This window comes from Runella sp. SP2 (assembly GCF_003711225.1).
Taxonomy (GTDB): domain Bacteria; phylum Bacteroidota; class Bacteroidia; order Cytophagales; family Spirosomataceae; genus Runella.
On the sequence record NZ_CP031030.1, the window covers coordinates 5,054,484 to 5,073,247 of the forward strand.

Annotated in this window: 15 protein-coding genes; 8 read left to right on the top strand and 7 right to left on the bottom strand. The window is 44.1% G+C overall.

What is annotated here, in order from left to right; translation table 11 throughout:
* Positions 1–12: 12 nt before the first annotated feature.
* Positions 13–1,110: a hypothetical protein gene (locus tag DTQ70_RS20335; RefSeq protein WP_122934494.1), complete on the bottom strand. Its 1,098-nt coding sequence runs from the start codon at positions 1,108–1,110 to the stop codon at positions 13–15.
* Positions 1,111–1,238: 128 nt separating this feature from the next.
* On the opposite strand from DTQ70_RS20335, the gene DTQ70_RS20340 reads away from it, so the two are divergent.
* The gene (locus DTQ70_RS20340; RefSeq protein WP_122932512.1) at positions 1,239–1,970 is read left to right on the top strand and encodes a hypothetical protein; all 732 of its coding nucleotides are present in this window, start codon (positions 1,239–1,241) and stop codon (positions 1,968–1,970) included.
* 78 nt (positions 1,971–2,048) lie between these two features.
* Here the strand turns inward: DTQ70_RS20340 and glgB are convergent, their stop codons facing one another.
* Positions 2,049–4,082 carry a 1,4-alpha-glucan branching protein GlgB gene (glgB, locus tag DTQ70_RS20345; protein ID WP_122932513.1) on the bottom strand — a complete coding sequence of 678 codons (2,034 nt, stop codon included), beginning with the start codon at positions 4,080–4,082 and terminating at the stop codon, positions 2,049–2,051.
* Between the two features lie 97 nt (positions 4,083–4,179).
* Here glgB and pnuC point away from each other — a divergent pair, with 97 nt between their 5' ends.
* On the top strand, positions 4,180–4,836 hold the full coding sequence (gene pnuC, locus DTQ70_RS20350) for a nicotinamide riboside transporter PnuC (RefSeq protein ID WP_122932514.1): 657 nt from the start codon (positions 4,180–4,182) through the stop codon (positions 4,834–4,836).
* Here the strand turns inward: pnuC and DTQ70_RS20355 are convergent, their stop codons facing one another.
* The 5 genes from DTQ70_RS20355 to nspC all read right to left on the bottom strand — a co-directional run bounded on the left by DTQ70_RS20355 (position 4,837) and on the right by nspC (position 9,317).
* On the bottom strand, positions 4,837–5,982 hold the full coding sequence (locus tag DTQ70_RS20355) for a M28 family metallopeptidase (protein WP_122932515.1): 1,146 nt from the start codon (positions 5,980–5,982) through the stop codon (positions 4,837–4,839).
* A 12-nt stretch (positions 5,983–5,994) separates the two neighbouring features.
* Positions 5,995–6,744, bottom strand: coding sequence for a hypothetical protein (locus DTQ70_RS20360; protein WP_122932516.1), 750 nt, complete (start codon positions 6,742–6,744; stop codon positions 5,995–5,997).
* Positions 6,745–7,118: 374 nt separating this feature from the next.
* Positions 7,119–7,532, bottom strand: coding sequence for a cytochrome B (locus DTQ70_RS20365; protein ID WP_122932517.1), 414 nt, complete (start codon positions 7,530–7,532; stop codon positions 7,119–7,121).
* A gap of 71 nt (positions 7,533–7,603) precedes the next feature.
* The gene (locus DTQ70_RS20370; RefSeq protein ID WP_122932518.1) at positions 7,604–8,014 is read right to left on the bottom strand and encodes an Rrf2 family transcriptional regulator; all 411 of its coding nucleotides are present in this window, start codon (positions 8,012–8,014) and stop codon (positions 7,604–7,606) included.
* A gap of 145 nt (positions 8,015–8,159) precedes the next feature.
* Positions 8,160–9,317, bottom strand: a complete 1,158-nt coding sequence (gene nspC / locus DTQ70_RS20375; RefSeq protein WP_122932519.1) for a carboxynorspermidine decarboxylase — start codon at positions 9,315–9,317, stop codon at positions 8,160–8,162.
* 87 nt (positions 9,318–9,404) lie between these two features.
* Here nspC and DTQ70_RS20380 point away from each other — a divergent pair, with 87 nt between their 5' ends.
* The 6 genes from DTQ70_RS20380 to DTQ70_RS20405 all read left to right on the top strand — a co-directional run bounded on the left by DTQ70_RS20380 (position 9,405) and on the right by DTQ70_RS20405 (position 18,744).
* Complete coding sequence (locus DTQ70_RS20380; protein WP_122932520.1) at positions 9,405–10,169, top strand: patatin-like phospholipase family protein; 765 nt, start codon at positions 9,405–9,407, stop codon at positions 10,167–10,169.
* A gap of 647 nt (positions 10,170–10,816) precedes the next feature.
* Positions 10,817–14,107, top strand: a complete 3,291-nt coding sequence (locus tag DTQ70_RS20385) for a SusC/RagA family TonB-linked outer membrane protein (RefSeq protein ID WP_122932521.1) — start codon at positions 10,817–10,819, stop codon at positions 14,105–14,107.
* 40 nt (positions 14,108–14,147) lie between these two features.
* Positions 14,148–15,872 (top strand): SusD/RagB family nutrient-binding outer membrane lipoprotein, encoded by a 1,725-nt coding sequence (locus tag DTQ70_RS20390; protein ID WP_122932522.1) that lies wholly within the window; start codon positions 14,148–14,150, stop codon positions 15,870–15,872.
* A 79-nt stretch (positions 15,873–15,951) separates the two neighbouring features.
* Entirely contained in the window at positions 15,952–16,629 is a 678-nt protein-coding gene (locus tag DTQ70_RS20395; protein ID WP_122934495.1) for a hypothetical protein, read from the top strand.
* Between the two features lie 103 nt (positions 16,630–16,732).
* Positions 16,733–17,422: a hypothetical protein gene (locus DTQ70_RS20400; protein WP_122932523.1), complete on the top strand. Its 690-nt coding sequence runs from the start codon at positions 16,733–16,735 to the stop codon at positions 17,420–17,422.
* Positions 17,422–18,744, top strand: coding sequence for a cytochrome c (locus tag DTQ70_RS20405; protein WP_122932524.1), 1,323 nt, complete (start codon positions 17,422–17,424; stop codon positions 18,742–18,744). Before DTQ70_RS20400 ends, DTQ70_RS20405 begins: the two co-directional genes overlap by 1 nt.
* Positions 18,745–18,764: the final 20 nt, after the last annotated feature.

Here is an 18,764-nt window from a genome sequence, read left to right on the forward strand (position 1 = left end):
CTTGGAGTACCGTTACAAGCTTTGTGATAAGGCCACGTACTCGGCAATGAGCGTCCAACAGTGCGCTTCACACTCCCAACGCATTTGTACCAGTGGAGAATTAGCCCATCGGTACAGCCAAGGGTGTTCGTAGGCGGTCAACAAACCCGCAATAAAAAAGTAAAACCCTTCAAAGTCCGCCTTCGTCAAGGTGGAGATGTCGCGACTCACGGTTGTGCCTGTCGTTACGCCTAAGCGCATTAATGATGTTTTTAGCACGATTTCGTCCAAAATCGGTTGTTTTTGGGTCAACAACTGCTGCGTATCTGCAATCAATTTTGCCCGAATCGGCTCTAGTGCTGGAATCACAAAAGCACCCATCAAACGGGCCACGTGATAAATAATCGGAACCGTTCTTGGGTATTCGTGGGCACAGCGAAACGGCTCCTCAAGGTATCGATTCGTTTCAATAACCGACCGAATGTAAGTCAAGCTATCCTCGTCGTGTCGATTAAGCGGAAGTTGGTATTCATAAATACAATACATCAAATTAGCCAATACACAAGCGTCAAATTCGATGTACATATTTTTTCCAAACCAAGTGGAATACGCCCGTAAATTCCGATAATCGGCGTACGTATTCTTCACCTGTAGCTTCGTGAGGTTCGCGTGTAAAATCAGCTTCTCTTTTAGCCATTTTACCTCTTCGTTAGTAGGCGATGAAGTCAGATAAATCATGGCCGTATCGTCCACGTCATCGGGAATCCGAAAATGTTCGAATCGGCGAAATAAATAGCCATTTGGAAAATGATTGGACGGCCGTGTTTTCCAAAAATTATACGTTTTCAAACCATCTTTGTTCCGAAAAAGCGGGTACGTTTTTAACGCCTTTTCTTCGATTACCTCCACGAGTTGCTGGGCTTTCGCCGAAAGTATTGGCTTTATTTTCTGTAACGTAAATACAACCACAGCCGTAAAAAACACCGTCGTATCTGGCCTTACGTACCCAATCGAGCGGTTGACGCGCTGGGCGGGAAAAAGCCCCGAATCAAAACACCCTTCCCCTTTCGACTGCAAAGCCGCAATTTTTCCGACGATTCTCTCCAGTAGTTCTGCGCTAGTTAAATCCATGTACGAATATCGCAAAATCTTTTTCACCAAAAACATTGGCACCAAATCCGAACTGTAAATCAGCGATTTAAAAGTTTGGCACGGAGTTTGATAGACCCTAATCAAGTAACCTTAATCCATACAATAAAATGAAAAAAGTATATACATCGGTTGTTGCTATGCTCATCGCAGGTATGAGTTTTGGCCAGCAAACTTTTATTTTATCACACATCGACCACCGTGGGTTTATCAACCTTTCAGGGGGTATCAGTATGCCTGTAAAGTCGCTCATGAAAGGCGACCCCACGGCACCTTCGGACGTTTCGGCCCTGCGTGGTACTTCTATGCAAATCACAGGAGGCTATCGTCTTACGCGTCGTTTGGGGGTAGTAGGTTCATTTACCAATTGCTTAAATGAATCAAGTACCCAAAAGCTAGTTCAAAATATCCAAACAAGTCACTCTGGAGGAAGTTGGAGTGTCACAGGAGGTACTTGGAACTGCTCGCACTTCATGGTAGGGCCTTACCTGACGTTATCCAAAGGGCTTTTGATGTTTGATGCCCGCGTCACAGGGGGTTATTCTTGGATTGAACGCCCATCGACAGAACTCAAAGGGCAGTTTTATGATGTGCCTTTGACCATCAAAACCTCCCAAACCAAAAGCGGTTCATTTTCTGTAGGTGCTGGCAGCAGCATTCGCGTGAAAGTAACCCGCAATTTTGCCCTCGCCGTCCATGCCGATTACATCAGCACGCGTGCGTCGTACAACAACCTCACCAGCACCCTCACCATCGGTGAAGATAAAGTAGATGACAAAATCAGAGAAGTACATCCAATAGGTTTATTGAGCTTTGGAGGAGGTTTAAGTTTGCTCTTCTAATGTTGGATTTTACACAACCATAAAAAAACTCCCTCAGGCATGTACCGAGGGAGTTTTTTTATGCGTAGGTCTAACCAGTTATCCTTTGCGCTTCAACACGATACCCGCCAACGGTGGAATCGTAATCAATATCGACTGTTCCCGCCCATGCCACTTGATAGGCTCGGCTGCAATCGGCACTGTATTGCCCACGCCACTACCAAAATACGTGGTCGAATCACTATTAAACACCTCTTCCCAGCTACCCACCGCAGGAACACCTATGCGGTATTGATACTGTGGCGTTGGCGTCATGTTGAGCACCACCACTATCGTGTCGCTTGGGTTAATGCCTTTGCGCATATACACCACAATTGAGTTGTCACGGTCTTGGGCATCTATCCATTCAAACCCTTCGGGTGAGAAGTTGTAATCGTGTAAAGCTGGCTGAGTACGCAGTGTTTGGTTTAGGGCTTTCATGCAGGCTTTCATGCCTTGATGCGAGCCATGGTTGAGCAAATGCCAGTCGAGCGACTGCTGGAAATTCCATTCGCGTTCTTGCCCAAACTCCCCACCCATAAATACCAGCTTCGTTCCAGGGTGCGTGTACATGTAGGTAAACAACAATCGGAGGTTGGCAAAACGTTGCCATTCATCACCTGGCATTTTTCCAATCAGCGAGCCCTTTCCATACACCACTTCATCGTGTGAAAGTGGCAACATAAAGTTTTCGGAGAAGGCATAAACCAAACTAAAGGTGATTTGGTCTTGGTGCCAACGACGATACATGGGGTCTTTTTCAAAATACTTCAAGGTATCGTTCATCCAGCCCATCATCCACTTCATTCCAAAGCCCAGCCCACCTAAATACACGGGACGCGAGACCCCAGGGAAGGCCGTCGATTCCTCGGCAATGGTTTGAACGTCAGGAAATTCTTTATAAACTGCTTCGTTCATTTCGCGCAAAAGCGAAATTGCTTCTAAGTTTTCACGGCCTCCAAATTCATTAGGAATCCATTCTCCGTGTTTGCGTGAGTAGTCGAGGTACAGCATCGACGCCACCGCATCCACCCGCAAACCATCGGCATGGTAGCGTTCCAACCAAAACAAAGCATTAGAAATCAAAAACGAGCGCACTTCATTGCGGCCGTAGTTAAAGATATAGCTCTTCCAGTCGGGATGATAGCCTTTGCGAGGGTCGGCGTGTTCGTAGAGGTGCGTTCCGTCAAAATTGTATAAACCGTACGCATCTCCAGGGAAGTGAGAAGGCACCCAGTCCATCAACACCCCAACGCCCGCTTCGTGAAGTTTTTCAATCAGGTACATCAAATCTTGCGGTGTTCCCATTCGCGAAGCACACGAGAAATACCCAGTGATTTGGTACCCCCACGACGGCGGATAGGGCGCTTCCATGATAGGCATGAACTCTACGTGAGTAAATCCCATTTCCTTGACGTAAGGCACCATGGCATCGGCAATCTCGCGGTAATTAAGAAAACGTTCAGGATCAGAGGGGTCGCGCATCCACGAGCCCAAATGCACTTCATACACCGACATAGGGGCATTAAGTGCATTGTTTTTTCGGCGGTCGCGCATCCATGCGTCGTCTTGCCATTCGTACCACGTATCCCAAACCACCGAAGCCGTCTTGGGCGCAACTTCGCACCACAAGGCAAACGGGTCGGCTTTTTCGAGGTCTTGGCCGTGGTTATTGGAGTGAATAAAATATTTATAAACTTCGCCACGACCAATATTCGGGATAAACCCTTCCCAAATACCTGAGCCATCCCAGCGAGCGCTTAGTGGATGACTTCCACGGTTCCAGCCGTTAAAATTTCCAATCACCGAGACGAAACGCGCATTGGGAGCCCATACTGCAAAGTAAGTACCAATGACACCTTTAAACTCGACGACGTGCGAACCGAGTTTTTCGTACAGTTTGTAATGCTTTCCTGATTTAAAAAGGTAAATATCAAATTCGGAAAACAGGGAATATTCTTCAACATTTTTCAACTCCACCGCGATTTCGGCAGTTTCTGCTGCTTCTACAACGGGTTCGGCTTTCTTGCGCGTTTTTTTAGGGACAGAGGGTTCGGCTACAACTTCTTTTTTTGTTTTGGTTGATTTTGCCATAATATTGAGCTTAGAGTTGGTTCACTATAGGTTATATGGCGCAAAATAGATTTTTTCGAGCCATAATTGTACTATTAAGTTTAAAAAATCTTTTTCAATGACTTTTTTTGACATCAATAACATCTTTTTTGAGGCATTGGGTTATAAAATGAGCCACCTCGAATTTTGGGCAACAGTCACTGGCGGCGTGGCGGTTTGGCTCTCAGCCCGTGAAAATGTGTGGAGCTGGATCATCGGCTTGGTCAATGTCGTACTCGCTTTTGTGTTGTTTTATCAGATACAATTATATCCCGATATGTTTTTGCAGGTATTCTTTTTCATTACCAACCTCATTGGATGGTGGCAATGGAAATACCCAAAGGCAGCGGAAGCCAACCTCAAGAACGAACTTAGAATTAGCAAATTATCGGTACAACAATGGCTTTTACTGGGTGTCGGTGGGCTTATCTGTACGGCATTATTAGGGACTTTTGCCAAAAACTTACACGGATTACTTCCTAGCTTATTTAGTCAGCCCAGCGCGTTTCCTTACATGGATTCTTTCACCACGGTGATGAGCATTGTTGCTACTTTTATGCTCATTCGCAAAAAAATTGAAGCATGGTACGTGTGGCTCTTGGTCGATGCCATTTCTACCTACATGTATTCGCTCAAAGACGTAAAGCTGTATGCTTTGCTTTACTTTGTTTTCTGTTTTATCGCCGCTTTTGGGGCTTATAACTGGACCAAAGAATACCGAAGTTATTCCAAATAATTACTGGGAAATTTTTTGTGCAATAGCCACCGCAAAATCTATCGCTTGGTGCATGGGAGCTTCATCCACATGGTCAATAGTATCTTCTGGGCGGTGAATATTAGGCATGGTTCCCTCGGCGTCTAAGGCCGAAAGCGTCATGCAAGGAATCCCTGCCCTAACAAACCAAACGGAGTCAAAATCAGCCGTGTGCCAATCTCCTATGGCTATTTCTTTAAATTGGGGCTCAGTTTCAATCAAGGCCAGCGCCGCTTTTGTTAGGTCATTGTTGTATTCAATCAACGACAAACTGCCCGTTTTTGTAATGACATTCAACTGGCCATTGCCCAATGTATCGAAGTTGATAAGGTAATTTTGGCGACTTTTATCAAACTTTTTCTGAAAGTAATGATAGGCGCCTATCATGCCTGCTTCTTCAGCATTGGTCAGTACGACTTCTATCTCAGTATCTTTCAGTAACGCCTTCAACTTTTCCGCAGTCGCTAGCGCAGCTACTACGCCCGTGGCATTGTCACTTGCACCGTTGGTAAAGCCTTTTTGCCAAAAGCCTATTGTTCCCAAAATGGCTTGCCCCAGAAAATAAGTAACCAACAACACCCGAATCACCAGCAAGTACTGGTTTTGGGGCAAATGATAACTCAGCCCTACCACAGGAACAGCCAAAGCCATCAAGACCATACTTGCCCGAATAGAATTACGGAAGCCTTCTTTGGTCTGGCGTCGATACAAAAACGATACGGGGGCGGAGTCGAAATGCGCCATCAAAATCACTTTTCGGCCGTTATTTTTTTTTCCATAACGACCAATCACATTCTCAGCACGCACCAAAGGCGGGGCGTACAACAACCAAGAGGGACGCCAATCGAAGTAAAGGACACCATTGACCGCTGATATGGCTACCAACAACACAGAAACCAACCCCCACCACTGCACACTTAACAGCCCAAATGCCAAAACCCCAATCAGCCAATACATTATCGGGACGTAAGTAGCTGGGGTTTGAAATGTTTGTTTTTCGACGGTAAAGCCGTTTTTCTGAAGAGTTTCGGCAATCAGGGTCACCGTTTTTGTGTTTGAGCTACTTCCAACACCACGGTGCGAAAAAGCAGTGAGTTGTCGTAAAAGTGAGGATGTTTGTAAAGCCATTCGTACTGGGTGCTAGTTGAAACGTCGTTTAGGGGCAAGGTTATATCGGATACCTACACCAGTGGTAAAGCCTGCGCCTTTGGATACAAACCTTGCGTTATCGGTGGGTTCTTGGTTGTTTTTGATTGACACTTCCATCTGAGCTATGTTCATCATCCCGACCATTTGGCGAGCATACATGTTCAATGTCCAGCGGCGTGACAATGCCCAATGAATACCTGCATTGAGTTCGGCATTTATTGAATGTTGGCGAACGACCCCAACCGAACCTGAATATGCCAACGAATCAGTCCATGTATGCCCACGCGACGTGATTAGGCCACTAAACTTAGTAAAATTATAGGGTGTATTAGAACGAACGTATTGTAAACCTGCGCCGAGGTGTGCTTCTAGCTTATCATGAAAAACCCGTACTCGCCAGTTGGCACGAATTGGAATGCTTAAAAAACGAAAGGAATTGGTTCCAATGACCCGATCTGTTTGGTATAGATAAACAAGATTGAGCGGTAAAGCATACGCTCCCGTTTCTACCGAGAAATAAGGGTTCAAGATTTTTCCAATTTTGAGGCCATAGATGGGCATGATACCTGAGCCTCCTGAGCTATATTTTTGGAGTTCTCCCGCCACCATACGGGTTTGGCTACTAAAGATACCAAAATCGGCCCCGACGTACCAGTGACCTTTAAAAAGGCGGTTTTGGCAAAATCCTGACGACAACGAAAACCACCACAACAATCCAGCAAGCGCGTAACCGTGTTTCATGGGCAGGGAGGGTTAAAATTCTGAATCTGTGGCTAATATACGAAAATGAATGATACGTTGCTCGGTTGTCCGTAACTTTGTTTTCGTTTATTCTTTTTGGATATTTTTTAAACAGAAATCGGTCAAATAAAGGAAGTGAACACCTTTATTTGACCGATTTCTGTTTTACCTAAGTCAGACGATAGTCAGACTGCACGTTAAAATCGTAGGGTCGGTCTGACTGACGTCTGACCAAGTCCCAGTCAGACGATAGTCAGACTGTAAGTTAAAATCGCAGGTTCGGGCTGACTATCGTTTGACCGAGTTCCAGTCAGACGATAGTCAGACTGTATGTTAAAATCGTAGGTTCGGTCTGACTATCGTCTGACCGAGTATTAGAACCAACCTGCGCCTAGATTACGGAAAGGCCAAGGAATAGATAAGAAAATAACGACCAATGCGATTAAGTAAAACGTAAACACTTTTGCGTGGTTTCCTTTTTTCCCTTGGGCGTTGCCGACCGTAATAAGAGCTACGGCAATAAGCATCCCCACGAGGTGTTCAACGGCATAGAAGCGATAAAACTTATCGCTCATCATATCAAATCGTACTTTCACACCAATGTTCATAAAGTACAAAATCAAACCGATAAGTAATTGCGTATGCGTCGCAATCATGGCAAACAAATATACTTTAGAATATGGGGCATTACTTTCACTTTTCTTACCGAATGCCGTAAAAATAGCCGCTATCAAAAGCCCTAATACGACATATCGCAAACCTGAGTGCGCACGAACGAGAATTTCCATTTGGGATTGGGTTGTTTAAAGTGGCGAGCCACTGTTATTTGTTAATTGTTGACTAAATACCAGGCTTTCAACTATTTCACAAAAATCGAAAGGGTTGTTGACTCATATACGCCCAAGTTTGCATCCCGAACATTTTCCATGATAGGTCTTAAAGCACAAGTAGCTTCGTCGATGCAGTCATCGCATTTCACATAAAAATGCAAAGACACACATGGTGTTGGAGCAATGGGACCATCAATAACCCGAATCACTTGCGCAAAATTGACACGTTCTGGATCCACTCTCAGCATGTATCCTCCGCCTTTGCCTTTTTGGCTTGATAAAATACCGTGATTACGCAATTCCAACAGAATAGCCTCCAAAAACTTCTTAGGTATATTTTCGCGCTCAGCAATATGAGAAATAAGCACAGGGCCTTTGCCATGCTCTTCGGTCAAAACTTTCAAAGCTTTGAGGGCGTATTTGGCTTTTTTAGAAATCATGAGTTAATCATTATGGTTGAGGGTTATTAACAAAAAAGACTTTTTTGCAAATTTAGTCGATTTGAACAATAGATTATCATGTTCAACTCATATTTTTTACAACTTTTTTCTATAGTCTATTAAATTTGAGTACATTACACTTGACCTAACTCAAGCGGTCTTTAAAACTATCGTAGCCATATTCTTTGACAAGTTTAAAAGTACCATTTTGCTGAAATATACCAATTGAAGGTAAATTTACCCCGTTAAAGGTCGTCGTTTTAACCATTGTGTAGTGAATCATGTCATCAAAGACCAGCGTTTGCCCGATTTCCAGCGGCTGGTCAAAGGAATAATCTCCCATAAAATCACCTGCCAAACAAGTCATTCCGCCAAGGCGATAAGTTGGTTTTCCTGCCTGTGGCTCATGGTAAGCCCCCAAAATACGTGGCTTGTACGGCATTTCGAGGGTATCGGGCATATGCGCAGCAAATGATGTATCCAAAATTGCGACCTCAATTCCTTGGCTATTGATAATATCCAAAACCGTAGAAGTCAAATACCCCGTTCGCCAAGCAATTGCCGAGCCTGGTTCTAAAATAACATCTAATTTATACTTTTCTTTCAGCCTTTTTACCAACTGAACGAGTTTTGGAATATCGTACCCTTCGCGCGTCATGAGATGGCCTCCACCCATATTTAGCCACTTTGCTTGGTGCAATAAATCTCCAAACCGCGCTTCCAAAGCTTCCAGTGTTCGCTCAAGCACATCCGAACCATTTTCGCATAACGTATGAAAATGAATCCCTTCAATTCCTTCGGGAAGTTCCGACCCAAAATGATCCCGTGTTACTCCTAGGCGCGAACCAGGCACACACGGATTGTACATATCAGTATCTACTTCCGAATACTGCGGATTGACCCGAATTCCACACGAGACACTTGCCGCTGGGTGAGTGGCATTATAAGCACTTACTTTGTCTTTGAAGCGATTCCATTGAGAAAGCGAATTGAAGGTAATGTGGCTACTACGCTCCAAGACTTCATCAAACTCATTGTCTTTGTAGGCAGGAATGTACGTATGCGATGGGTGTCCTAGATACTCATTGATCAATTTAATTTCATTGAGTGAACTAGCTGTAGCCCCAGGTAAATATTCTCTTACAATCGGGAAAGCACTGAACATCGAAAAACCTTTCAAAGCCAAGATGATTTGGCAGCCAGCCTCGTCCATCACTCCTTTGATAAGTTGTAGATTCTGGCGCAATAAGCGCTCTTCCAATACAAAACAAGGCGACGGAAGGGTTGTAAAATCAATAGACATGTTATTTATATTGTCGAGTGACGGATGATTGAATCTTTATTTTATACAAATTTGTTGCGATACAGACGACAAATATAAAACTATAATATGAAAATCGGACTTGTACTATCGGGAGGAGGCGCCCGTGGCATCATGCACTTAGGCGTTATTAAAGCATTAAACGAACAAGGTATTGTCCCCGATTTTATTGCTGGCACAAGCGCAGGAGCCATCGCAGGTGCTTTGGTCGCTCATGGATACAGCCCCGACGAGGTATTGCAAATCCTGTTAAAGACCAATTTTCTCAAATACTTACGTCCTTCATTTTCAGCACCAGGGTTACTGAAAATGGACAAAGTAGAAGATTTATACCTCCAATTACTTCCCCATAATTCGTTTGCTCAGCTCAAAACACCACTCATTGTGGCGGCTACAGACATCGAACAAGGCGAAATTGTTTATTTTGATCAGGGCGAGCTCATTCGGCCGCTGATGGCTTCAAGCTGCCTACCAGGTATTTTTTCCCCCGTTAACTTTCAAAAAAGGATGTTAGTCGATGGGGCAGTTCTCAACAACCTTCCCATTGAGCCCCTGCTCGACCGCCAGGCTGATTTTCTCATCGCTTCCAATTGCAACCCACATTCCTTAGACAAGCCCCTCAACTCAACGCGTACCATCATTGAACGCAGTTTGCTTTTAGCTGTTCGTAACAAAACCCAAGAAAGACTCCAACGCTGTGATATTGTGCTAGAACCCAAAGAGGTAGGCCGTTACGACATTTTCGACGTTCGCAAAGCACGTGAGATTTTTCAGATAGGATATCGTTGTGCGCTCAAGCAACCCATGCTTCTTTCCTCTCTCGCCAAAAAGTAGGGCTACCACTCCGTCAAAATTAGCATACTAAATAGACGAAATACCTTTTTTTAAAGACGAAAACCTCAATGACACACCTTAGTGTCAATAAAATTTAACATTCTTTTTTTACTTTTTTATTGTACTTTTTAAAGAATTTTATTTTAAATTTGCATCGAAAAAAAAACGTTGCGCTGGGATTAACATGGCTTATCATTCGCCTAAAATACCTAGAATATTCGCTTAAAAACGCTTATAATAGCAAATTTTTCTTTCCAAAGTACCCATTTTTCATAGATGATTTTTGGTAAATCGACACTTTTACCGAATTTACTTCCTATTTGATTTCTTGGATTATTTGATTTACTTTACGAACGGAATTTTCTTAACCTAACTAAATCTTGATATGACAAAAAACTCTACTTTCTCAATTTCTTCGTATTTCTTATAGCGCTGCTATTTTTCATTCCAGACAGATAGACATACATTGAATAATATCTAGGCAACACATTTGATGCAATGCCTTTATATAGTTGTTCTATGGTATGGATTCTATTGCAGTTCTGCGATGATTATATAGCCGTTTTTGCTTTTGCGCTCACGCGTTTTTCTTAACCATAACTAATGTTTCACTTATCTAACCAAACTAAATCAAATCAAACATCCCTATGAGGAAAATTCTATTTCTGAGCTTCCTGTTGATATGCGCAGGTTGTGTCACAGTAGTGGCTCAAGATCGCAAGATTACAGGAAAAGTGACCTCGGCAGAGGACGGGAGTGCCCTGCCAGGTGTGTCGGTAGTAGTAAAGGGTACGTCGAAAGGTGTGAATACCGACGGGAATGGAAGCTATTCAATAGATGCTTCTAACAGCTCTACATTAGTGTTTAGCTTTGTTGGTACGGTTTCTCAAGAAATTGCTGTAGGTAACCGCACCCAAATCAACGTTACCTTGGCAGCTGACACCAAGCAATTGTCGGAAGTGGTAGTAACGGCGGTTGGTATCCAGCGCGACAAGAAGGCATTGGCTTTTGCCGTTTCTAACGTAAAAGGGTCTGATTTACAACAACGTTCTGAGCCTGACCCACTTCGTGCATTGAGTGGTAAAGTGCCAGGGGTTAACATCACAGCAGGTAACGGTGCCCCAGGTGCGGGTACTCGTATCACCATTCGTGGTAACAACTCATTTACAGGTAATAACCAACCTCTTTTTGTTGTGGACGGTATTCCTTTTGATAACGGTGTAAACTCGACCCAAGGTTACAACCAAAACACCGTAACCTCAAACCGTGCGTATGACATCGACCCTAACAACATTGAGTCAATGACGGTATTGAAAGGTGCAGCGGCTTCGGCGCTTTACGGTTCACGTGCTGCCAATGGGGTAATCGTTATCACCACAAAAGCAGGTAGCAAATCGGCCCGCAAAGGATTGGAAGTAACCTACAATTCTTCTTATTCGGTTGAAAAAATATCTTCATTACCTGAGTACCAAGATAGCTATTCTCAAGGTTCAAATCAAACGTATAATGGTGGTTTTATCGGAAACTGGGGAACTGCCATGCCAGATGCAGTAGATCGTATCAACGCGGCTTTGGGCTTTGAGCGTTATTCTAAAATCATTGACCCTGATTATCCTGCAGGTACAATTCCTCACCCATTGGTAGATGCTACTGTTCCATACGGTGCCGCGCGTTACAAAACAGCTTTCCCTGAGCTATTGCAAGCAAATGGCCGTGGTATTGCAGTACCTTTGAAAGCATACGATATTGTAGGTGGATTTTTCCGTACAGGAAAAGTATTGGAAAACGGTATCCAAATTAACTCTACGGGTGACAAAACATCTATCAATGCGTCAATGTCACGTACAAAAAATGATGGGATTGTTCCTAACTCATCAACAGAGCGTACTACATTGAGTTTCGGTGGAAATGCTACCTTGGTCAATGGCCTAAATGTGAGCGGTAGCGTAGCCTATACCCGTACCAACCAAACAAGCCCACAATCAGGTGCTGGTTATTATGCTGATTACGGCGGCTTGGCTTCAGCTGGATCTATCTATAGTCGTTTATTTTATTTGCCACGTAACTATGATTTGAACGGCTATCCTTTTGAAAACCCAGTGGATGGTTCAAACGTATTCTACCGTGCACTTGACAATCCACTTTGGACGTCTAAGTACAATCTTTATACCTCAAGTGTAAACCGTGTTTACGGAAACATGGCATTGAGTTACGACGTAACACCTTGGTTAAACCTAACGGCTCGGGGTGGTTTGAATACGTACTCAGAAATTCGCCGCAACCAAGTTCGTCCAGGTGGTACTTTCCAGCCACTTGGGTCTGTATTACGCCAAGATTTGACCAATTCAGAGGTTGACTTTACGTTTTTGGCCACCGCACAGCATGACTTTACTGAAAAATTCAACGCAAAATTATTGCTTGGATTTAACCCTAACGAACGTAGTTACAGTGAGTCAGGCGTAGCTGGATCTCCTGTAATTGATCCAAACGTAATGACAACTGCAGCAACTTTGACCCAAACTGCGTACGAATATTCTCGCAAGCGCCGTTTGTATGGTATTTTCTCTGAATTAACCTTGGGTTATGGCAACTATGCGTTCATTACGGCATCAGTTCGTCAAGACCATTCTTCTACCTTACCTGCGGCTAACAATAGCTATATCTATCCTGCTATTTCAGGTTCGCTTATCTTCACTGACATCTTTGCTCTTCCTAAAAACATTATCAACTTTGGTAAAATCAGAGCTAACTATGCTAAGGTAGGTAAAGATGCAGATCCATACCAAGTAAATACGGCTTACAACTTGAGTCGTACTTTCTACAATGCAACGGCCATTTCAACCGCTTCTTTACCAAGCCAGTTGAACAACGCCTCTCTAAGACCAGAATTTACGTCTGAGGTAGAATTAGGTGCCGAACTTCAATTCTTAAACAACCGTATCGGTGTTGATATTGCTAACTTTAATCGTGTTTCTACAGATTTGATTGTAACGCGTCAGTTGCCAAACACTACTGGTTTTAACACAGAAATCACCAACGCAGGTAAAATCTCAAACAAAGGATGGGAATTGGGCTTAACGCTTGTGCCAGTAAAACTACGTAATGGCTTTACTTGGACTTCGTTTGTAGCTTATACACGTATCCGCTCTAAAGTAGAAGATGCAGGCCCTGGTGGAGAAATCTTCATCGGTGGAACTGGTCTTTCGTCATTGGGAACTATCTTCCGTAACGGATTGCCTTATGGCCAAATTTACGGATCAGTAAATGCACGCGACGAAAATGGCAACTTGTTGATTAACCCTAACACTGGTTTGCCAATCCGCGCGGCTAGTGCGTCCATCATCGGAGATCCTAACACAAGATACACTTTGGGTTGGACAAACACAGTGTCTTTCAAAGGATTTAATTTGAATATCTTGCTTGATTACAAAGCGGGTGGAAGCTTGTTCTCATCTACGGCAGCGTCGTTGTTGTTGCGTGGTCAGTTGAAAACTTCAGAAGATCGTGAAGGAATGCGCGTAATTCCAGGTGTCTTGGGTGATCCAGCTACGTACAAGCCATTGTTGGGTGACGACGGTAAGCCTATCAAAAACACGATTGCCATGTCTGCCTTCCAGTACCACTTCACAGATGGCTATGGTGCATACGGTGCTGATGAAGTAAACATCTACGATGCTACAGTTATCCGCTTGCGTGAAATTTCTTTGGGTTATGAAGTTCCAAAAACATTCCTAAAAAAATACACGAAAGTATTTGGTGGGCTTCGCCTCTCTGCTTCGGGTCGTAACTTGTGGTTCTACGCTCCAAACATGTTGCCTGGCTTGAACTTTGACCCAGAGATTTTATCAAACTTCTCTGATTCAAACATCCAAGGATTTGATTTAGGGGCTTCACCATCGACTCGTCGTTTTGGTCTGAACATAACGGCAACGTTCTAATCAGTAGCCCAATTCATTCATCATTCAAAAGAGACATACAATGAATTACAAAAACATAGTTAAAACCCTGTCGCTAGGAGGACTTATTGCCATTGCAAGTTCTTGCCAACTGACAGAATTGGATATTAACACTGACCCTAACCGACCAGCGACGGGCTCGTTAGCGCTTTTGTTACCTGTTGCAGAAAACGCAGCCGTTAATGCACACCTTGCTGTTAACGACGCTGCAATGGGTTTTGCTGGCCTTAGCACGAGTTCAGATTCTTACAACTTGAGTAATACGTCTTTTCAGGGGACTTGGAATGCTAACTATCGATCATTGCAGACCATTGAAGAGATGTTAAAGGCCTCAGCAGATGGAAAAAATCCCGTTTATCGTGGAATCGCTTTGACTTTGAAAGCATTTTCGGTAGGTCACATGGTGGATATGTTTGGTGATATTCCTTACACTGAGGCGTGGAAAGGAAATGCCGCAGAGCCTAATAAAACACCGAAGTTTGATAAAGACTCGGAGATTTATGAAGACTTGCTCAAATTGTGCGACCAAGCGATTGCAGAATTGGCAAAACCACAGGCGGTAGCCGTAGCCAACGATTATTTCGGTGGTGGGAGTGCTGCTACTTGGACGCGCATTGCAAAAACAGTGAAGCTACGCTTATTGCTTACTTCTCGTAAAGGCCGCGCCAACGGAAATGCAGAATTAAAAGCCGCTTTTGATGCGGGTGGTTATATTACTACTGCTGCCCAAAACTGGACTTATTTGTACTCTAAGCAAGTAGCGCCTGAGAGAAATACCCACCCCTGGTACGGAACATACGCAGGTCTTGGTGACCCAGGTTATATCAACCACCAGTTGATGGGTGAGATGATCCTAAACAAAGATCCACGCTTGCCTTTCTACTTTTATCGTCAGACAAGCCGCGTCCTAGACCAAAACAACCCGACTGACCGCGGTACAACCCCATTTGGAGGTTCTTATTTGCCATTACGTGCCACTTTCTTGGAAGAATATAAAAGAGTTTTTGGATTCACAGGAGACTTGCCAGCTAGTGAGATAGCCTACATCGCTGGCTTCTTTGGTCGCGACCGTGGTGATGTTTCAGGAGCAGCAGCCGATGGACCGTTGCGGACTGCTCCAGGATGTTATCCCGCTGGTGGTGTTTATTCTGATAAAACCACTGCTGCAGTAGCATTGACTGGACAAGCTGCCCTTAACACGGGTGGTGATGGTCAATGGCCTATCATCCACAGCTGGAACACAAAGTACTACCAAATTGAGGCAATTTTGGATAATACTGGTGTAACAGGCGACGCAAAAGCGTTATTTGAAGCAGCCATGCGTGAGCAAATTGCAGTAGTAGTAGCACAAGGACTAAAGTCTGACCCAACCCGCGCCAAAGCACCTGCTGCGGCTGATATTACTGCTTACGTAAATGAATGGTTGAAGCTTTACGATGCTGCTGCTACAAATTCTGCTAAACTCAATGTAGTAGCTAAGCAGATTTGGTTCTGCTCTTGGGGGCAAGGGATGGATTTGTGGAATTTCCAACGCCGCACAGGTTATCCTATCCAAAGTCAATTTAAGCAGTTTTCGGTAGGTATCATGACTCCAATCTCAAAACCACCACGTCAATACGCGTTGCGTTTGCCTTATCCTCAGTCGGAAGGTGCACTGAACCCTAACGCTTCTAAATATATCACAGATGTGATTTTTGACCGCGACCCAATCTTCTGGGACAAAGTGAAAGTGAAGTGGGAGTTTTAATATAGTGACGAATTTAGAATGAAGAATGTCGAATTTTAGCTTTGGCATTCTTCATTCTCCAAACCTAAAGAATGAAAAAATGAAAAAAACACTTATATATTCACTATCTCTGGCGATTTTCCTTTTGGTAGGATGCCGTGATGAATCGTTGAACCCAAACAAACCTTGGGAACCAGGTGTACATGGCTGGGGCGTTTTTGACGGAGTAGCCGAAGCTTCAAAAGCTAATATTGCAGCAAATGCAAAAACTTTCCCTCTTACAGGCCAAGACGCTTCTAAAATTGATTTTAAAATCCGCTGGGTGTCTCTTGACAATCAACTAACAGTCAATAAAATTGTTATCAAAGTTGATATGATTGAGTCATATACCGACCCTGATGGCAACCCTAAAACAGTCTCTTTGGGTAGCGGAGGAAAGGTAGTAAAAACCATAGATGCACCTGCTGGAAATCGTCAGTGGAATGCATTTAGCATCACCCCTGCGGAAATTTATAACCTTTACAAAGATGCGACGGTTAAGTATGACAAAGTAAATGCGGTAAAAGTATTTGATAACCCTGCTCGTCCTCGCCCTGCGGGAGCACGTTTGCAAGGTGCTAAAACTGGTGCTGCTGCCGATGCTTTTGTGGTAACTTGGGAATTGACTACTTCTACTGGTTTGGTATTCAAAACATGGAACGAAGACAGTATCTGCCTTGATCCGACTCCAGTATCACAAGCTAACGCAAACTGCCGCTTAAACTTTATAGTGAGATAAATCTTTTTACTTTACTCAAAATAGCAGACTCTTCGGGGTCTGCTATTTTTGTTTTTGGGCGGGTTTTGTTTTATTTTTGGAAAGTCATTGAACGCAACTAAAGATGGAATTCAAAGAAGAAGTAAGACGGATGAGCCGAAAAGTGGCTACTTTGGAAGATATCCTCTCTGATTTTATTATTATCACAGAGCGAGATAATCGGCAATTGCGTGAAGATTTAAGAGCTATTGGTGATCGCATGGAAGCAGACACAGCTAAATTGAAGGCCGAGATGTCTGAGTTCAAAAATGAAATGTCGGAGTTCAAGAACGAGATGTCGGAGTTCAAAAATGAGATGCGAACCAGTACCAAAGACCTCCATAAGAAAATGGGCGACTTGAGTCGCAAGTTGGGTACGTTTGTGGAAGATTTTGCCGCCCCAAACCTGCCTCGTGTTGCCGCAGAATATTTTAATGAGCCTAGTCTAGTCAACCATTTCGTGCGTTGGACACGCTATAATCCAAGCAACCGTGCTGATTCGTTTGAAGCCGATGCTGTCACTGAAACTGAAAATATGGTGTTCTTTTTAGAGGCTAAGTTTTCGCCACGCAACGACGATATTAAAGAGCTCCCCGCTCGTATTGAGGAGTTCAAACAACGATTCCCAGAATTTAAGGACAAAAACTTAGTAACCGTCTTTGCTTCTTGGTCTATCAGTGAAAACCATTTGAGAATGCTCACAAAAATGGGTGTTTATGCCTTGGTCATGGGGGAAGAAACAATGGAATTGGCCAATTTTGATGCCCTCAACTAATGCGACTGGGGTTAACGCTCTCTTTACTGTTTTTTATTACTAACTCGTGGGCTCAAACGAAAACAACCTTTTACGAGCAGATTGAACCCATCATCGCCAAAAACTGCACGGGTTGCCACCGCCCTGGCGGCATCGGGCCTTTTAGTCTCCAAACCTACCAAGAAGTTGCCAAACGTTCCGAATTTGTGGCCAAAGTCACCCAAATCCGTTACATGCCTCCTTTTCCTGCCGACCGCTCTTTTCAGCATTATGCCAACGAACGCGGACTCACCGAGGACGAAATTGCGTTGATTCAACAATGGGTAGCACAAGGAAGTGTGGAAGGGAGGTCCTTAAACGCTAAGTCAACAGTCAATAGACGACGGTCAACAGATGTGACAACCAGCCATTCGACCATCGACCGTGGACTATCGACCGAAAAGCGCCAACCCGATTTGGTTCTAAAAATGCAAAATCCGTTTACGGTTCCCAATACGGGCGTTGAAGAGTTTAGGTATTTTCACATTCCCACTGGGCTAACCGAAGATGTGATGGTGGAAGCCATTGAGTTTTTACCTGGCAACCGCAAAGTGGTACACCACAGCCGTGTGATGGTAGATACCAGCGGACGCATGGCGGGGCTGGAAGGAATGCAGGGCACTGACCCCAAGTTGGCGGAGTTCCAGAAAATACCCATGGCCGACGAATTTCTTTACGGCTGGGTGCCTGGCAATGACCGCATTCAGTTTCCCGATGGCGTTGCGAAGAAAATCAAGGCACATTCAAACCTGATTTTGTACATGCACTACTCACCCTCGGCCACCTTCCAAACCGATCAATCAGAAATCCGTCTTTACTACACCCGTAAGCCCGTCGAGCGCGAAGTTCAGTCACTTATTCTTCACGAGCAGCACATCACGAATCCACCGTTTCTGATTCGGGCCAACCAAAAGGCGTCATTTTTTATGAGCCTAGGGCCGCTCAAAGAAGATATTTCCGCGATTTCGATTTTGCCCCACATGCACTATTTGGGCAAAACCTTCAAGTCGTTTGGAATCACACCCGACGGCGACTTGGCACCGTTTATTAAAATTGACAATTGGGATTTTAATTGGCAAATGACCTACCAATTTGAAAAGCTCGTGAAAGTACCTCGCGGCACCGTTATATTGGCCGAAGCGGCCTATGACAATACGGAAGAAAACCTCCTCAATCCCTTCAAACCTGCCCGCGACGTAGGCTTTGGCTGGAATACCACCTCTGAAATGATGGAAATGGTGATTTATTACGTTCCCTACCGAACGGGCGACGAAAATCGACTGCAGGTTACTTCTAACAAATAGAATCAGTAAGGCGGGTTGTG